The sequence below is a fragment of the uncultured Anaerococcus sp. genome (assembly GCF_937934665.1).
In the GTDB taxonomy this organism is placed as follows: Bacteria; Bacillota; Clostridia; order Tissierellales; family Peptoniphilaceae; genus Anaerococcus.
This window is the reverse complement of the sequence record NZ_CALGYW010000062.1, coordinates 1-16,842: the sequence shown is the minus strand read 5'-3', so window position 1 is coordinate 16,842 and position 16,842 is coordinate 1. Positions and strand designations below refer to the sequence as shown.

The following is a 16,842-nucleotide window of genomic DNA, read 5'->3' as shown; positions in this document are numbered from 1 at the left end:
ATTTCATAAAAATATCCTCCTTACTGGTTTGTCCAGTAAAGAGGGTACATATCAAGCGAGGGATTTTTTTATTTAGCTAAATCATATTCATATAGGTCTACTCCTGGAGCAAGGTATAAGTTTTTATAACCAAGGTCCTCAAGGTGGGCTAAGGCCATCTTAGACCTACCGTTCGTCCTGCAGTGGATAATAAGCTTATCATCCTTATCAAGGTTAAAATCATCTTCCATAATCCTATCTAGGGGGATATTTATGGCGTTTTTAATATGGCCGTTTTTATATTCTTCACTAGTTCTAACATCGATGATTTTATAAGAGTCATCAAGTTTTAATAAGTCATCTCCAGATATTTCTTTAATAGTCATTTTATTCTCCTTTTTTTATAACTATACTATAAATATATTTTATTTTGTTTAGAAAAGACTATTTTATGGTAATTACATATAGAGGTGAATTATGAAAATTTTAGTAACAGGATTTGATGCCTTTAATGGCGAAAGGATAAACCCAGCAAGCTTAATTATTGATAAGCTTAGAGAAGAAGTAAGTGGGCATAAGATAGAAAAACTTTTACTACCTACATCTTTTTATAAAGCTGGGGAAATACTTGAGAAAGAAATTGATAAGCTAAGACCAGATATAATTATTTCTCTTGGGCAAGCAGGTGGTAGGTATGAGATTACAGTAGAAAGAGTAGCTATAAATATAGCTGACGCATCTATACCTGATAATAATGGCAATATGCCAATTGATGAGAAAATAAAAAAAGATGGGGAAAATGCTTATTTTTCGACTCTACCAATTAAAGCCATAGTAGAAAATTTAAAAAAGGAAGAAATACCAGCCTCAATTTCTAATTCAGCTGGTACCTATGTTTGTAATTTTATTATGTATAATGACTTGTATTATGCAAGTAAGTATAAAAATATGACAGCAGGTTTTATCCACGTTCCTTACTTGCCTTCCCAGGTACTAGATAAGAGGGGTGTGGCTTCAATGAGTTTAGAAAATATGGTAAGAGCTGTAGAAACAATTATAAAAACAAGTGTAAATTATAAGGGAAAGGATGACCTTATAAAGTCTGGTGGGAGGATAAGCTGATGGTTAAGGTATTTATTATTATTTTATTATTAGTAATACCACAAATTTATTACTGGATTAAGGATGTACGTTACAAGTCGCTTGATATGACAAGCAAATTTTTTAAGAGACTAAGCGTAGAAAAAGAAGACTTTTATGAAGAAGTCTATCTTACAAATACTGATGGTTTTGGCAGTTTTGTAAGGATTTTATCTTGTGAAAATCCCAAGGCCATAGTCCAACTAGTCCACGGGGTGGCAGAGCACTCTGGAAACTATATGGATTTTGCCAGATTTTTAAATAAAAATGGCTACATAGTTGTAATTGGTGATCATAGGGGACACGGAAAATCTATTTCAAAGGCCTATCCAAATGGCTATATGAAAAGGTCAGAGGAATTAGTTGATGATGAGGTAATGATTGCCAAATACATGCAAGAATCATATCCAGACCTTAAATACTATCTATTAGGTCACTCTATGGGCTCTATGATTGCAAGGTTATTTTTAAGAGACCATGACGACCTACTTGATAAGCTAATTTTGACAGGAACTGTGCCTGTAAATAAGGCAGCAGGACTGGGAATATTTTTCTATAAAATAGTGTGTTTTTACTTCGGTGATATGGGTGAAAGTAGACTTATTGACGCAATTGTAGGAGCAAAGGGCTTAGACTTTATAAGTTATGATAAGGAAAATATAAGAATTAAGGCAAATGATCCCCTAAGAATTTTTAAATTTAAACTTGGCTATTCAAAAACCCTCATAGAAATAAATAAACTTTTAGGTCAAAAAAGTAAGTATAAGTGTAAGAATCCAAATCTTGATATATATAATATAGTTGGCCAGGATGATATTATAACCAAAGGAGATGAGGGAGTTAAGTCAAGCCTTGATTTTTTAAGAGATCTTGGTTATAAGGATATCAAAACAAAAACCTACAAGGATATGAAACATGAAATATTAAATGAAACAAATAGGGAAGGTGTTTATAAGGAAATCTTATCATTTTTTGATGGCAAATAAGATAGCGTACTACTAAAAGTATCTGATAAATTACTTTGATAAAAAAACCACATATGTTATAATAGTAGTAAGTATAAAGGAGATCCTATGAAAACGCAAAGAAAATAGTGGCTATGACCCTACTTTTTAGTTTGTCAGCAAATACCCTAGCAAACTTAAATCCTCATAGCAATATTAAAGCTTATGCATCAAATAAGTTAGATTTTGGTATAGATACAAAAAAATTCGAACCTAAAAGTATAAGTCTTAATCTAAATCAAGATGAAAATAACAAAGAAGCAAGCCTTGCAGCCCTAAGAGTAGTAAGGTCTGAAATGTGGGATAAAAATGTCCCATATACCTATGACGAAAAGAGTAATAAAAATAATACAAGGCTAAGAGATGTTCTTAAAAGTAAGGGTATAAATAGCAAAGAAGCCTACCTTAATCAAATTAAATGGTCTAATGACCTTGAAAAATTATCTATCCAAAGGATGTTTGAGGTAAAAATAACAGGTTTAAGTCATACTAGACCTGATGGAAGCGACCTATCCAGTGCAATCCTACCAAGTGGAACTAGGACCTATGGAGAAATCCTCGCTTATAATTCAGATGGCTTTACACCAGCAAGAGCTTTTAGCCAGTGGACCCATAGAAAGATGGCTGACTACGCTGGTAAGAGTGAATACGAATTATTAGTTGAGTCAAATGGCGTATTTAACTATGGGAATGCCCACTTGCACATAATCCTTGACCCAAACTTTAACCGCATAGGGCTTGCTATAAACAATGATTCTGATATAAAATTTGTAGCAGCAGAATTTGGTCAGGCTGATAAGTCTGGAAGTAAGTCGACAGGTCTTGTAGGTGAGTATACTATGGACTTTGGCCAAGCTTCTACTAAGAAAACTAAGATGAGCAAAGAAGCGAGAATAAACTTAGAAAAAGCTGTAGAAGAAAATAAGACCCGTGTAGCAGCTGCAAACTTATTATTAGAAATGGCACCTAAAAAGGTTGCTGATATCAAGGGTCAGTTATTACAGCTAATAAAAGAATCAGAAGATTTAATAAAACTAGCAGAAAAAGCCTTACAAGAAGGTTAATAAAAAAATAAAAGAAAAGAATAGAGGAAGTTATGGAAAAGATACTAGAATTATTGCCTATAAGTAATGTGACTGATGTAAGTCCTGTAATAGGCGGAGATGTAAACGAAAGCTATAAGATAGATGCTGGTGGCAAATCATATTTTCTAAAGGTTCATAAGAATGCCGAAGCTTCATTTTTTGAATGCGAGAAAGCCGGTTTAAAATTATTTGAAGAAAACGGAATTTTTGCCCCAAGAGCTCTTGCAAGTGGTGAAGCTGATGGGTCAGCATATCTATTTATGACCTATCATAAGGAAGAAAGGGCAGGAAGCCAGGAAGATTTAGCTAGGGTTATAGCAGATATCCATAAGATAAAAAGTCCTGACGGAAAATTTGGTTTTCCATATCCTTTCATAGGCACAGCTTGTAATTTTGATAATGAATTGAAAGACAGCTGGAAGGAAGTTTTCCTTTATGAGAGAATGGATAAGTTAAAGTCTATGCTTGTTAAGTTTGATCTCTGGGAGGAAAAAGACCTAGAAAGATATGAGGAAGTTAGAAAAATTATAGAAGAAGAATTAGACAAACATAAGTCAGAGCCTGTTTTACTCCATGGAGACTTATGGGCAGGAAACTTTATGTTTGATGAAGATGAAAGACCCTTAGTTTTTGATCCAGCACCCCTATACGGTGATAGGGAGTTTGATATCGGAGTATCAACAGTATTTGGAGGTTTTAGAAAGGCCTTCTATGAAGAATACAAGGACCTAATGCCACTAGCAGAAGGTTATCAAAAACGTCTTAATTTTTACAGACTATATATTTTGATGAAATATTTCCTAAGGTTTGGACCAGTATATGATTCATCAGTAAATGACCTTATGAAAATAATTACCAAATAAAAAGTGCTTCGGCACTTTTTTTGTGTCTTTAGAAAAATCCTTCCTGGAAGTATAATGATAAATAAGCTAGAAATAGGAGGGACCATGGAAGATATAAGGAATTTGATAGAAAATTTGTTAGATGACATCAAAGATGTAGAAAAAAAGAAAATCAAAAGAAAAGTTAATACAAATCATGTCAAAGCCAGTATAAATCTTGACTTAGAAGGAAAAAGTGATGGTTACTATGTTTCTAAACTAAGGCTTATGGGAAATATTATAGACTTACCAAGCCAGCTTAAATCCCAGACTTTGAGCCTATATATAAGCTTTGCAAGGTTTATTGATAAAAATTATAATTTGCCAAATTCTACTTATCTTTACAACCAACTTTATAATCTAGCAAGAGATTATGTAGAAGACTTTGTAGACCCCAACCATGAAAAGAATTTAGCTAGGATTTATGAACTTATGTATAGTTTGACAAAGAAAGATTTAAGTTGTGATTTAGATAAACTTGCAAGAGACTTTCTAAAGTCTTTTCCAGACTTTAATGAGGAAACTATTTCTTTTTATAACCTCGCTCAAAATGGTAAAAAAGCAGTGTTTTGGGATCCGGATGGTAGGCTTAGGGAAAAATACAAGTTTAAAAAAGATGAAGAAAGAGCCCTTCTAGATCTTAGCCAAAGGAGAAATGTGCTCCGGGATAATGAACTTTTGGCTAATTTTACTATAAATTTATTTTTAAAAGGTTTAAAGGAAATTTTTTCTAGGGAGGATATAAATAGCGATGTATTAAAGACCTACCAAAGTCCTTATACCCTATCAAAAAATCTTTTGGATAGTTTACTTATAATTACTGAAGACAGGGTAAGGTCGATTTTTTCTTTCTTAGCAGATATAAAAACTGAAGATGCCTATGATTTTCTTGTAAAAAATTCTTGTGATAATATTTTATTTGAATTAGAAAATTATCAAACAAAGCTACTTGCAAATATTGATAGTAAGCTTACCTATGAGATTTATCTAGACTATTTTGATAAAAATCCCAAGAAAACTAGAGATATGGCTATATTTATAGAAGGCCTAGACATAAAAGATCAGGCTAAGATTTTAGAAGCTTACAAGCATAGGGGAAATTTCAGGGAAATACTAGATAAGTTATTAAAAAGTGATTTTACACCTACAAAAATTTTGGCCCTTAGCTATATTTATAAATACAAAATTGAAAAGCCTAAGGATAAAAAAATCCTTTTTGACATAATAAGAGAAGATAATTATGAGGATTTCCTAGACTTAATTAACAAGGGGGATTTTGATATTGACCTAGTTTCCGAGGTTTTAGACCTAAGAAAGGTTAAGTCTAAAAGAATTAAGCTTGATAAGAAACTTGTTAAAAAATCTAGAAAAGATTTGTCGGATACTGTAGAGACCATAAGCGATTTTGTAGGGGAAGATATAGATAATGATAGGCAAATTGAAGAAAAAACAAAAGAAGAAAATATAGAAACTAAGCCTAGTAAGGGAAAAATCTCACAACCAGCAAGATATTTTCTAGAAAAGATATTAAGGCAAGGTTCTATTTCAAAAGAGCGAGCCAGTGAGATTGCAATAGGCGAGGGGCTATTCTTAAATGTTTTTATTAATAATATTAATGACGAATTATTTGAATATATAAATGACCAAACTCTGGTAATTGAGGACTCAAAGGTCTTTATAGATGAGTTTTATGTGGAAATGGTAAAGGAGTTAATTGATGGATAGGATAAATCCTAAAGAAGCAAGCACGATTATAAAAAGTCTTGAGGCAGGAGTTGTGCCTGACCTTGGCCTAGGCCACCTCCTAGTAGGTAGGAAGGCTGAAGTGGATGAATTAATAAAGATTTTAGCCAATGTAGAAAATGGTGATAGCGACCTTAGATTTTGGGTAGGAGACTTTGGCTCTGGCAAGTCCTTTATGCTAAAAACCATAGAAAACCTAGCCCTTTCCAAAAACTTTGTCGCATCAACTATTGACCTTAACCCTTCTAGGAGATTTTATGCTACAGATAAGAAGGCTGTTAATCTTTACTCAACCATTATAGAAAATCTAAAGACAAAAAATGCTAGGTCTGGTAATGTAATTGAAGTTATCATAGAAGAATGGATCTCAACTATTTTTGCTAACCTAGCTAGAGATTATGGCTATGACCTAAAAGAATTAATGGCAGGAGACCATAAGGAAGAAGTTATCGGTGTGATTTTAGAAACTCTTGCTAAATTTAAGGCGGTTGGCCTATCTTATGAACTAGGGCAGGCTATTTCTAAATATTACGAGGGTTTTATAACAAATGATAGGATCCTAAAGCTTAAGGCCATTAGGTGGATAAGGGGAGATATTAGTACAAAGACTGAGGCCAAAAAGGACCTAGGTATAAACGAAATAATTAACGATGATAACTACTTTGAGGCTATAAAAAATTTGGCAGAACTTTTTCAAGAAATAGGTTATGCGGGTTTTGTTATAAACTTTGATGAGGCCGTAAACCTCTATAAACTTCCACATTCAACAAGTAGGGAAAGAAATTACGAAAAGATTTTAAATATTTATAACGAGTGCAAGTCAAATTTAGCCAAGGGCTTATTTATAAATTTTGGAGCCACAAGAAAAACTGTTTTTGACCAGTCCAGGGGCCTTGCCTCCTACGGAGCCCTAAAGGGTAGGCTTGGTAGTGAAGCTTCCATGGATAGTGACTTTGTAAATACTAATAAAACTGTCCTAGGCCTTAGGGTTTTAACAGATGAAGAAATCTATACCCTGCTTGAAAACCTGGTAAAGATCTACAACACCCATTATAAGACAGCTATAAATGTTACCAGCTCTGAAATAATTTCCTACATGGAAGGTCAGCTAAATAGGCCCGGAGCAGATGAATTTCTAACACCGAGGGCAGTTATCAAGGACTTTATAGAAATCCTTGATATAAAAAGGCAAAACCCAGATGTCAAGATAAGTGATTTATTAAAAGAAAAATTTGGCAACCTCCAACCAGTTTCTAAAGAACCAGATGACCTAGATGATGAAATAGAGATAATATGACTAAGGCTTACGAACTTTTATCAAGGGATATGCGAGAATTTATTTATAAAAAAGGCTGGCCATCCCTGACTAAAATTCAAAATGCAGCTATTAGGCAAATTTGCTCCACAGATAATAATTTAATCCTAGCTGCTCCTACAGCATCAGGAAAGACTGAGGCGGCTTTTTTACCAGCCATATCCAAGTCAAAAGATATAAAAACGAAGCTTAAAATTTTATATATTTCACCCCTTATAGCCCTTATAAATGACCAGTTTAAGAGAATTACTGATATGTGTAAAGACCTTGATATTGTTGTTACAAGCTGGCATTCTGAAGCTTCTGTAAGTAAAAAAGATAAACTCGCAAAGGATCCCTCTGGAATTTTACTAATTACGCCAGAATCTCTAGAAGCCATGTTAGTTTCTGACAAGGCTAGGGCAGAGATTTTATTTAAAGACCTTGACTTTGTAATAGTTGATGAAATCCACGGATTTCTAGATACAAATAGGGGTCTTCAACTAATGTCCCTTCTTGATAGACTCAGGTACTATACTAAGAATAACCCTAGAATGTTTGGCCTTTCAGCAACTATTGGGGATAAAAACTATGATTTAGCCAAAAGTTTTTTCCTAAATGATAGAGAAACTAATATCCTTCTTGATAGGTCAAAAAATGATTTGGTTACAAGCCTAGACTATATAGAATGTGAAGATGTAAATGAAGAAATTGCCCAGAAAATTTTAGCTTATGCCCTTGGAAAGTCGACCCTGATTTTTCCAAATTCTAGGGCTAGGGTAGAAAAATTATCCTACCTATTAAAGAAAATAGCCAAAGAAAAGGGCTATGAAATTAGAGTTTTTTCCCACCATGCTTCAATCTCAAAACTTAAAAGAACTGAGATAGAAAACTTTGCTAAAACTAGTAGAAATGATTTCATAATAGTGGCCACCTCTACCCTAGAATTAGGAATTGATATAGGGGCTGTGGACCAAGTTATCCAAGTAGGCTCTGCCGCATCTGTTTTGTCTCTGTCTCAAAGGCTAGGTAGGTCTGGTAGGAGGACACGCAAGTCTGTTATCCATCAAATAGCGACTGATAAGTGGGACCTTATCCAGGCTCTTGCATCTTTGAGATTATTTGAAGAAGGAAGGCTTGATAAAATAGACGTTCCAAAAAAATCTTATGATATTTTTGCTCACCAAGTCTTATCGACACTTTTAGAAAAAAATGGCCTTTTAATTAAAGAATTTTTCAAACTAAACAAAGATTTAAAATCTTTTGCCGATATATCTGATGAAGAATTTGAAATCCTAGCAGACTTTCTTTTGGAAAAAGACTTTATAGAAGAAATTGATGGTGAATATATAGTAGGATTAGCAGCTGAAAAGCTCATGACTATGGGTTCTTTTTATAACCAATTTATAGCGAAGAAAACCTACAAGGTCCAAACCGATAAGCAAATTTTAGGGGAAATTGAACTTGGAGAAAATTTAAGACTTGCTGATAGGATCTACCTAGCAGGTCAGGTCTGGAAAATCGAAGCCATCAACCATAAAATGCGAAAAATAAGGGTAAGTTTATCTGAAAAGGCCAATGCCAAAAGTTTTGCAGGAACAGGTGGTTTTGAAATTAGTGGAGAGGTAAGGGCAAAGATGGAAGAGATTTTATTAAAGCCTTTAGATTTTGACCTAGATAAAAATATAAAGGAAATTATAGAGGGCTTAGGAAGTGAAATAAGAGAGGAATCTTACCACTTTGTAGACTTTGACGGAAAGATGGGACTTAGGACTTTTAGGTCCACAAAGGTAAATAAAACCTTGGCCCTTATGCTAAATATAAAATCAAATTCACTCGACTACTACGTAGAAGATAAGTCATCAACCATACTAGGTCCAAATATTAAAAAAGATTTTAACAACTTAAGGGAAAATCTCCTTAAAGATTCTGATCTAGAAGATTTTCTCGGGAAAAATAAAAGACTTATCGAAAGCTATATTTCCTTAAATAAATTTATGGTCCTTGTACCTGATATTTTGAAAGTTATTTATATCATGAAAAATATCCTAGACCTTAGGGGAGCCAACCAATACTTACAAAATTTGTAATTAAATATCTTCCTTTTCTGTGCTATTATTATAATAAGAAAAGATTAGGAGGGTATTATGAAATATATCAAGGAAATGTTACTCATAAGTCTTATAGTTTTTGGAGGTATTTTCATAAAGGCATCCGGATCTATTGGACAAAAAGATTATGAAGACGAATCAAGATATAGGAAAGTTAAGGTAGAGGAATACCTACAGAAAGTAGACGGGGTAGAAAAAGAATTTGTAGAAAAATATCTAAATCACGAGGATGAAGATCCAAGTGTGATTGTTAGCGAAACTACAAACATTGATACAGGCGAGTCATATAAATATATACAAGCTAGAGATTCAGAAAAAAATATTGACATTGATGGCAAGCTTAGCGGAATAGTCTTTTTTAGGGAGGGAAGTGAGAGGTTTTGGATAAATACAAAAGAAAAAACTTATTACAATGATACTTATGATTATAGCAAAAATCCTAAGGAAGACTCTATAATTTCTAGTAATGAAGAAATGATTTACGAAAAATTCCTAATGGGTTATGACAAAAGTGTTGAAAAAATTGGTGATACCTATAAAATGACTTACCTTGATGATTTAAACAAGGGGTCATATGAAATTTACGACTTAGAGGGAAATTGTCTTGAGTCTTTTTCCGACAACAGCCAAGGTAGGTGGAAAGAAGTTATTGTTTCAAAATCCGCAGATGTTAATGAAACTTATGAGAAACTTCTAGGCCTAAAAGACACCTATATAAGAGTTGACGATTTAGGACAAATTAAAAATTAAAGGGAAAAAATGAAGTTTGAAAGAATTTTAAAAGTAGAAAATCTTGAAAAATATTATGGTAAGGAAGACAAAAGAGTCTTATCCCAGCTAAACTTTGACCTTCTTGAAGGAGAGTTTTTAGGCCTAATGGGCAAGTCCGGCTCAGGTAAGACCACAATCCTTAATAGTCTAGCAAGCATAGGGTCCTTTAACAAGGGCTCTATTTGCTATTATAACAAGGATATATCTCTTTTTAAGAGAAGGGAAATTTCTGACTACAGAAAAAATGTGATCTCCTATATCTACCAGGACTTTAAATTAATTGATATCTTAACTTCCTACGAGAATATAATTCTTCCTTTAAATATTTCCAAAAAGGATATTGATAAGGCTAGGGTGATGGAGATAGCAAAGATTTTAGAAATAGAAAATATCCTAGATTCTTATCCAGAAAGTCTTTCTGGTGGAGAAAAACAAAGGGTAGCTATAGCAAGGGCCCTTATCAAAGAGTCAAAGATTACCCTAGCAGATGAGCCCACAAGCTCTCTTGATACTAAGCTTACCCTAAATGTCCTAAGGCTTTTAAAAACTTTTAACAAGGTCCACAAGAGATCAATTATTATGGCAAGCCACGATCTAAGAGCGATTTCTTTTACTGATAGGGTTTTGTTTTTAAAAGATGGGAAAATTTATAATGAGCTAAGGCGTAAGGAAAATGAGTCAAGAGATGGGTTTTTATTGAGGATAGAAAATGCAGATAGGAAGCTAATAAGATGAAAAAATCCGAGTCGACAAAGAAACTTTACCTCCTAATTTTAATAATAAGTTCTATCACTTCTTACATAATTTTGGCCATAGATAAGTCTGAAGTTTTTTCTTATATCTATGAAGAAAACAGGCTTTATCTCCTTGATACAGTTAGGCTTATATTTCTTGTATCACTAGTTTTTATTTTTATTTTGATTTATTACGCAAGTTTCTATATGATAAGCGAGAAAAAAAACGACATAGGCTTATATGTAGCTGAGGGTATGAGCCAGTCAAATTTATTTAGGATGCTTTTTAAGGATAGCCTAGGTGACTTAATTAAGGCAAATTTTTTAGGGCTTGGTATATCTATATTTATTAATGAATTTATAAATCTCCTTACTGTCAAAATTCTAAGCCTGGGTCTAAATTACCACAAATTTTCCTTATCAATTAAGGCTGTAATTTTCACCTTACTTATTAGTCTTATATTAAATAGTCTTTCTATTTATACAATAGTCAGGGATTTTTATAAGAAAAATCCAGATGAAATCTTTAGAGGAGAGATAAAATCAAGGTCGGATTCCTTTTTGTTTTTGGGTCTTGTTCTATTTTTGCTTGGGATAGTATTTGCCAGGCCCTATTATAGGATGGAATTTTTCCTTATAATAGGTTTTACTAGCATGTTTTTATTATTAGTATTTTTTGTCATTTCAAAAATTTTCCTCAAAACAAAAAAGGGGGACCTAATAGTAAGAAAAAGTCTAAGCCTAAGCTTCAAAAACGACAAGGCCTCGCTTCTTTTTACAAGTTTCATGCTAATTATAGGCACACTTATCCTTGCCTACACACTTATTACAAGTATTTCATCAAGAAATGCCCTAGAAAGACCAGCAGATTTTACCCTTTATGATTCAGAAGAAAAAATTCAAAATTTAAAACAAAACCAAGAAATGGCCCAAATGATAGGGGAGATTTATCCTATCTATGGTTATGAATATGATAATATAGATACAAATGAAATTGAAAACTTAGTAAGGGCAAATATTAGCCTTGATAGGACGAGTAGAAATGATTTTTATTTGTATACAAGATTTTTATTAAGAAAATCAACTTTTGAAAAAATCTACGACCTAAGGATAGAGTTGGCAAGTGACGAGGCAATAATATTAACAGAAAACGAAAATCAAAAACTTGCCCTAGAAGACACGATGTCTAAAGAAGAATTGTTTATAAAAATATCTGATAAATCTTATAAAATCCTACCTATTATAGAATCAAATAGGATTTTTTCTAATGATGTAATCGGACTTTCTAGCATGGTTGTTTTAGATGATGATATTTATGATAGTCTTATTGGAAATAAAAATCCTTTTGCCTATAATCTCAATTTATCAAAAGACTTTGTAAACTCATTTGGTTTTTCAAAAGGATCTGACATGTTAAGGGAAGCTTTTATTAGGGGAGGTTATAAGTATGAATCCTATATTTGGCAGGCAAAAAATGCCATCTCTCAAATAACTGAAAATCTCTATACCTACTTCTACCTGAGTTTGATCTTTATCCTGGCTGGGCTTAGCTTTTTTACAATAAGGATTTTTATCTTATTTGAAAAGTCAAAAGAAAAGTTAAAAATCTTATCACTTATGGGGCTTAGTCTAGATGAAATAAAGGCCATGGTAAAAAAAGAGTATACTATACTATTTCTAACAGTAGGCCTTAGCTCGATACTAATAAGCGTATTTTTATTTATGAATTTGCCCTATACAGCGGAGTTATTTTTCAAACTTACCCTAAGTAAGATAGGATTTACCCTAAGTATGATAGGACTTTCCCTTATAATATTAATGACCTTATTTTTAAGATTTATAATAAGGATAAGCTTTGAAAGGATTGTTTATTATGAAGAAAATATTAATAATTGAAGATGACAGAAATCTTTTAAATGAACTTAAGGGATTTTTATCAAACAAGGGCTATGAAGTTCTAAGTGTGGATAATTTCCTAAGAGCAACGGATATAGCTTTAGATTTAAGACCCGACCTTGTGATTTTGGATATAAACCTACCAGGCATATCAGGTTTTGATATTTGTAGGGACCTTAAGGAAAAATCCAATATTCCAATTCTGATGCTAACATCAAGGGTCGGTATAGAAGATGAAATCAGGGGTCTTGAAATAGGGGCTGATGAATATCTGGCAAAACCTGTTGATACCAGAAGGCTTATCCTAAGGATGGAAAAACTCCTAGATCTTTTTGACCATTTTCAAGATATTATAAGTGTAGGTGACTTAGGCCTTGAGATTTCTACATCAAAGTTATCCTATAAGGATTCTTACCTTATCCTTCCTCAGACTGAAGCAGATATTATAAAAAAACTTATGGAATCCTACCCTAAGATAGTATCAAAAAACGATCTTTTGGAAGCGGTTTGGTCTACAATTTATATAGACGAAAATATCCTCCAGGTAAATATAACTAGGCTAAGAAAAAAACTTAAAAACCTGGCTCCCTATCGTATTTACAACAAAAGAGGGAAGGGTTATGGTTTAGGAGAGACAGATGACTAGCACATTTAAGGATGGACTTGTTTGGATAATAGGATTTTTGAGTCTTGATATCCTATTTATTTTTTTAATATATTTGATAAGTCCAGAGCTTATTGACAATTTTATTATTTTTATAATTCTTTTTACAATTTTGGCTCTTTTATTTATCCTAAGGTCAATAAAAAATAAAAATAATAGAAAAAAAGAACTTTTAGAAGAATTCCTGATAAATAACTCATTTATAACAAAGGATGCCTTAGTTGATGAGTTTGGTAATGATTATGAGAAAATCTTTGACAACTACCAAAGGGCGATAAAAATAAAGGATAAGAGGCTTGAAGAATCAAGGTCTAAGCTTATTTCTTATAGAAATTTTATAGAAATGTGGGCCCACGAGATAAAAACTCCCCTAGCCTTTGCTAACTTATTTTTAGAAAACCATAAAAATGACTTTGATAGGGTGAGCTTTGATAAATTAATCCTTGCCAATGCCAATATAGAAAATTATATCAATCAAATTCTCTACTATGCAAGGCTTGATGCCAGTAAAAAAGATTATAAGATGGGAGATATCATCCTAAAAGAATGCCTAGATGAAGCAATCAAGGCCTACTATCCCCTAATAGCAGAAGAAGGAATAATCATAAAAGAAGAGCTGGGAGATGTGAAAGTCTTTACAGATAAGTCCACTCTGGTCTTTATCATTTCTCAAATTATCTCAAATGCTATTAAATACTGCGATGGCGTTATAAATATCACCAATAAGGGTAAAAACTTATATATAGGAAACAATGGGCCCAAGGTAGCAGAGCAAGACCTTGCCTTTATCTTTGAGAAGGCCTTCACAGGAGAGGTTGATAAAATCCATAAATCAACAGGCATGGGCCTATATCTTGCAAAACTTTATGCAAGAGACCTTGCTATTGACATAGAAGTTATTGAAAATAAGGACGGAAACTTTGTAATAGGTCTAAGACTTTAGGGAGATTTTATGTTTTTAAGACCCGAAAGGCTTTTATTTAGCCTTCATGATTCAAAAATTTTTTCTATAAATAGAAGGGAAAACGACCTTGAAATAAGGCTTTCAGGTATGGTTATTGTTGAAAATAACAGGACTTTTGCTATAGATAAACCTAAAATCGCCTGCCATGACCTCATAGATATAGAAGCTAGTAAGGATTATCCTGTGAGGATAATGGCTTTTTATAAAGAAGTTAAATATTTAACTATAGATGAATTTAAAGGCTATACATTTGATATTTTAGAAGAAGCCTACGGGGATGGTATCATTCACTTTTATGGAATAGGAAATCTCTATAAAGAAGGAAGGCCGCATGCCCTTGCTATGACTATAGATATTTTTTATGGCGGAGAATTAGAGGCTATTTGGGATAGGAAAGATAAGGTTGAAATTAAGGGATAGTATGGAATTAAGTAAGAAATTTGAACTACAAAAGTGTAAAAATAAAATTAAATACCAGATAGAACATGATAAGGTACCAATTAAGCTTGATCCTAACCTAAATGAGGCAATTAAGTACCTTCTATGGTATGTGCCAAATATAAATTCTGAGCAAGCAAAAGAAGAGGACCTTCTTACCAATATAGAATACGATGACTATATTTTTGAAGAGCTCATGGTAGCAATGAAGCTTAGGGATATCGATGTGCTCTTTACAAACTCTATCGAAGATTATATAGTAAAAGATTTTAAAGAAGGCATATGTACAAATGATCAAAAAATAGTAATGACCCTAGCAGATGGTGAGACAAAGACAATGAGTCTTTTAAGGCATGTTAGAAACGCCATCGCCCATGGGAATTTCAACGTGGTTGAAGGACTTTTAATAGGATTTGATATCAAAAGGCTTTCAGAAGATAAAATTCAGTACAAGGGGATTTTTAAGATAAATCCAGAAGGCCTACTAAGAGCCCTAAGAAAGATTCTTTTTGACTTATCAAGCCAAGAATTTATAAAAGAAGCCTTTAGAAAGTCAGGTTATTGGGTCGAACCCTACCAAGAAGAGTATCAGAGAAGTCACAGGTTTGATCTTTATGCTAAAAAAAATGGAAGAAGTTTTGCTGTTGAAATTAGAAATTACGAATATGGACACAAGGTTTCAAAAAAAGAAATTTCTAAGATGATAAAGGATTTTAGGGGAGCAGTAGAAAAACTCATCCCAATCCTGATTATAAATTCAACATACCTTACAGATGCTGCTAGAAATAAGCTTTTAAGAGAGCGTGTTATTATTCTTGATATAAAAAATATCAAAAAAATGCGCAAGGGTAGGGATATGGTGTCAGAGATAATTAGAGATAATTTGTATTTTAAAAAATAAAGTTAAAGAAAGTTGATAAAACTTTAAACTATCTAAGTTTCAGGGATAATAAATTTACATCGCAAAGAGAGATGATGTATAGGAGGAATTATGACTGATATAAAAAATCAAGGCGATAAAGCAAGAAAAAATCGCCAAGAAAGAAGAAAGGACATTGCCATCGAAAGAGAAGGTAAGCTAGAAGCAGGTAGAAACCTATCTTGGGGTTCTATCATAGCAGGCGCTGTTTCAGGTGCGGCAGTATTTACTGTTCTTAGCCTTTTAACAGCAGCACTAGGATTTGGAATATTTTCAGCAAACTCTGCTAACCCATTTGCAGGCGTTGGTGTTTTTACTGGTCTTTGGACAGCAATCACCCTTATAGTTTCATTTTGTGCAGGTGGTTTTGTAGCAGGTTATGCAGCTAGATCAACAGGTCTACTTCACGGTGCAATCACATGGGCAGTAACAGTACTATTACTATTTACCCTTATATTTAATGCAGTGGCAGCAACACTAGGTCTTGCAGGCCAAGCAGTAGGTGCAGTAGCAGGTGGAGCTGGAAATGTTGCAGGTAGTGCTCTAAGTACTGCAGGCGATGCAGCAAGCTCAGCTATTGGATCAGCAGTTGATAAGGTTGGCGAAAATATGGAAGGTGCAGATACCGAAGACCTACAAGCAAACCTTGAACAATACCTAGCTGATACAGATGTCGAAGAACTTCAACCAAACTACCTTGAAGGTCAAGTTGAAGAAAGTAAGGATGAGATAGCAGCAGCAGTTAAGGCTATAGCTTTAAATCCAGACAATGCTGGATCAGAAATTGACAAGTTAACTAAATCACTTTCTAAAAAAGCTGAAACTATAGCAAATTCAGCTAATGAAGATGCTATAGCAAATGCAGTAGCAGAAAACTCAGATTTAAGCGAAGCAGAAGCTAAAGAAATTGGTAAAAATATCTACGATGAACTTGATAGGGCATCTGTAGAAACAAGTAAAGCACTTAACGATGCTAGTGATCAAATCAACAAGCTTGCAAAGGATGCAAAAATCACAGCAGATGAAACAGTAGAAAAAGCAAAAGATGGTGCTGATAAGGCATCAAATGCAGTATCTCTTGGTTCTGTTCTAACTTTCCTAGGACTAATCGCAGCACTCGCAGTATCAGCAATAGCTGGTAGAAAAGGTGAAGAATACGCTGTAAGAAACTTTAGATAAGTAAAAAAAATAGACCCTTGGCGGTCTATTTTTTATTCTT

Annotated in this window: 16 protein-coding genes; 15 read left to right on the top strand and 1 reads right to left on the bottom strand. The window is 33.4% G+C overall.

Annotated elements, in window-relative coordinates; translation table 11 throughout:
- Nucleotides 1-68: 68 nt before the first annotated feature.
- Complete coding sequence (locus tag Q0410_RS03345) at nucleotides 69-365, bottom strand: rhodanese-like domain-containing protein (protein ID WP_299032819.1); 297 nt, start codon at nucleotides 363-365, stop codon at nucleotides 69-71.
- Nucleotides 366-456: 91 nt separating this feature from the next.
- On the opposite strand from Q0410_RS03345, the gene pcp reads away from it, so the two are divergent.
- From pcp to Q0410_RS03270, 15 genes are all read left to right on the top strand, one after another.
- Nucleotides 457-1,101, top strand: coding sequence for a pyroglutamyl-peptidase I (gene pcp, locus Q0410_RS03340; RefSeq protein ID WP_299032817.1), 645 nt, complete (start codon nucleotides 457-459; stop codon nucleotides 1,099-1,101).
- Nucleotides 1,101-2,105 (top strand): alpha/beta fold hydrolase, encoded by a 1,005-nt coding sequence (locus tag Q0410_RS03335; protein ID WP_299032815.1) that lies wholly within the window; start codon nucleotides 1,101-1,103, stop codon nucleotides 2,103-2,105. Before pcp ends, Q0410_RS03335 begins: the two co-directional genes overlap by 1 nt.
- Nucleotides 2,106-2,218: 113 nt before the next feature.
- The gene (locus tag Q0410_RS03330) at nucleotides 2,219-3,187 is read left to right on the top strand and encodes a CAP domain-containing protein (RefSeq protein WP_299032813.1); all 969 of its coding nucleotides are present in this window, start codon (nucleotides 2,219-2,221) and stop codon (nucleotides 3,185-3,187) included.
- A 32-nt stretch (nucleotides 3,188-3,219) separates the two neighbouring features.
- Entirely contained in the window at nucleotides 3,220-4,071 is an 852-nt protein-coding gene (locus Q0410_RS03325; protein WP_299032811.1) for a fructosamine kinase family protein, read from the top strand.
- 84 nt (nucleotides 4,072-4,155) lie between these two features.
- A complete protein-coding gene (locus tag Q0410_RS03320; protein WP_299032809.1) occupies nucleotides 4,156-5,814 on the top strand; it encodes a tellurite resistance TerB C-terminal domain-containing protein in 1,659 nt (552 codons plus the stop codon).
- Nucleotides 5,807-7,129 (top strand): ATP-binding protein, encoded by a 1,323-nt coding sequence (locus tag Q0410_RS03315; protein ID WP_299032807.1) that lies wholly within the window; start codon nucleotides 5,807-5,809, stop codon nucleotides 7,127-7,129. Before Q0410_RS03320 ends, Q0410_RS03315 begins: the two co-directional genes overlap by 8 nt.
- Nucleotides 7,126-9,216 (top strand): DEAD/DEAH box helicase, encoded by a 2,091-nt coding sequence (locus tag Q0410_RS03310; protein WP_299032805.1) that lies wholly within the window; start codon nucleotides 7,126-7,128, stop codon nucleotides 9,214-9,216. Before Q0410_RS03315 ends, Q0410_RS03310 begins: the two co-directional genes overlap by 4 nt.
- A 57-nt stretch (nucleotides 9,217-9,273) precedes the next feature.
- Nucleotides 9,274-9,987, top strand: a complete 714-nt coding sequence (locus tag Q0410_RS03305; protein WP_299032803.1) for a hypothetical protein — start codon at nucleotides 9,274-9,276, stop codon at nucleotides 9,985-9,987.
- 9 nt (nucleotides 9,988-9,996) lie between these two features.
- On the top strand, nucleotides 9,997-10,743 hold the full coding sequence (locus Q0410_RS03300; RefSeq protein WP_299032801.1) for an ABC transporter ATP-binding protein: 747 nt from the start codon (nucleotides 9,997-9,999) through the stop codon (nucleotides 10,741-10,743).
- A complete protein-coding gene (locus Q0410_RS03295; RefSeq protein ID WP_299032799.1) occupies nucleotides 10,740-12,638 on the top strand; it encodes an FtsX-like permease family protein in 1,899 nt (632 codons plus the stop codon). Before Q0410_RS03300 ends, Q0410_RS03295 begins: the two co-directional genes overlap by 4 nt.
- Nucleotides 12,616-13,284 (top strand): response regulator transcription factor, encoded by a 669-nt coding sequence (locus Q0410_RS03290; RefSeq protein ID WP_299032797.1) that lies wholly within the window; start codon nucleotides 12,616-12,618, stop codon nucleotides 13,282-13,284. Before Q0410_RS03295 ends, Q0410_RS03290 begins: the two co-directional genes overlap by 23 nt.
- Nucleotides 13,277-14,245, top strand: coding sequence for a HAMP domain-containing sensor histidine kinase (locus Q0410_RS03285; RefSeq protein ID WP_299032795.1), 969 nt, complete (start codon nucleotides 13,277-13,279; stop codon nucleotides 14,243-14,245). Before Q0410_RS03290 ends, Q0410_RS03285 begins: the two co-directional genes overlap by 8 nt.
- A gap of 9 nt (nucleotides 14,246-14,254) precedes the next feature.
- A complete protein-coding gene (locus Q0410_RS03280) occupies nucleotides 14,255-14,686 on the top strand; it encodes a hypothetical protein (protein WP_299032793.1) in 432 nt (143 codons plus the stop codon).
- A 1-nt stretch (nucleotide 14,687) separates the two neighbouring features.
- Nucleotides 14,688-15,605 carry a restriction endonuclease gene (locus Q0410_RS03275; protein WP_299032791.1) on the top strand — a complete coding sequence of 306 codons (918 nt, stop codon included), beginning with the start codon at nucleotides 14,688-14,690 and terminating at the stop codon, nucleotides 15,603-15,605.
- Between the two features lie 90 nt (nucleotides 15,606-15,695).
- Nucleotides 15,696-16,802 carry a YrzE family protein gene (locus Q0410_RS03270; RefSeq protein WP_299032789.1) on the top strand — a complete coding sequence of 369 codons (1,107 nt, stop codon included), beginning with the start codon at nucleotides 15,696-15,698 and terminating at the stop codon, nucleotides 16,800-16,802.
- The last annotated feature ends 40 nt before the right edge of the window (nucleotides 16,803-16,842 follow it).

Bases quoted from the DNA above. Each gene is read 5' to 3' on its own strand.
- Q0410_RS03345 (WP_299032819.1), bottom strand. From the start codon at position 365: ATGACTATTAAAGAAATATCTGGAGATGACTTATTAAAACTTGATGAC.
- Q0410_RS03270 (WP_299032789.1), top strand. From the start codon at position 15,696: ATGACTGATATAAAAAATCAAGGCGATAAAGCAAGAAAAAATCGCCAA.
- Q0410_RS03285 (WP_299032795.1), top strand. From the start codon at position 13,277: ATGACTAGCACATTTAAGGATGGACTTGTTTGGATAATAGGATTTTTG.
- Q0410_RS03320 (WP_299032809.1), top strand. From the start codon at position 4,156: ATGGAAGATATAAGGAATTTGATAGAAAATTTGTTAGATGACATCAAA.
- Q0410_RS03300 (WP_299032801.1), top strand. From the start codon at position 9,997: ATGAAGTTTGAAAGAATTTTAAAAGTAGAAAATCTTGAAAAATATTAT.
- Q0410_RS03295 (WP_299032799.1), top strand. From the start codon at position 10,740: ATGAAAAAATCCGAGTCGACAAAGAAACTTTACCTCCTAATTTTAATA.
- Q0410_RS03305 (WP_299032803.1), top strand. From the start codon at position 9,274: ATGAAATATATCAAGGAAATGTTACTCATAAGTCTTATAGTTTTTGGA.
- Q0410_RS03275 (WP_299032791.1), top strand. From the start codon at position 14,688: ATGGAATTAAGTAAGAAATTTGAACTACAAAAGTGTAAAAATAAAATT.
- Q0410_RS03330 (WP_299032813.1), top strand. From the start codon at position 2,219: ATGACCCTACTTTTTAGTTTGTCAGCAAATACCCTAGCAAACTTAAAT.
- Q0410_RS03325 (WP_299032811.1), top strand. From the start codon at position 3,220: ATGGAAAAGATACTAGAATTATTGCCTATAAGTAATGTGACTGATGTA.
- pcp (WP_299032817.1), top strand. From the start codon at position 457: ATGAAAATTTTAGTAACAGGATTTGATGCCTTTAATGGCGAAAGGATA.
- Q0410_RS03280 (WP_299032793.1), top strand. From the start codon at position 14,255: ATGTTTTTAAGACCCGAAAGGCTTTTATTTAGCCTTCATGATTCAAAA.
- Q0410_RS03315 (WP_299032807.1), top strand. From the start codon at position 5,807: ATGGATAGGATAAATCCTAAAGAAGCAAGCACGATTATAAAAAGTCTT.
- Q0410_RS03310 (WP_299032805.1), top strand. From the start codon at position 7,126: ATGACTAAGGCTTACGAACTTTTATCAAGGGATATGCGAGAATTTATT.
- Q0410_RS03335 (WP_299032815.1), top strand. From the start codon at position 1,101: ATGGTTAAGGTATTTATTATTATTTTATTATTAGTAATACCACAAATT.
- Q0410_RS03290 (WP_299032797.1), top strand. From the start codon at position 12,616: ATGAAGAAAATATTAATAATTGAAGATGACAGAAATCTTTTAAATGAA.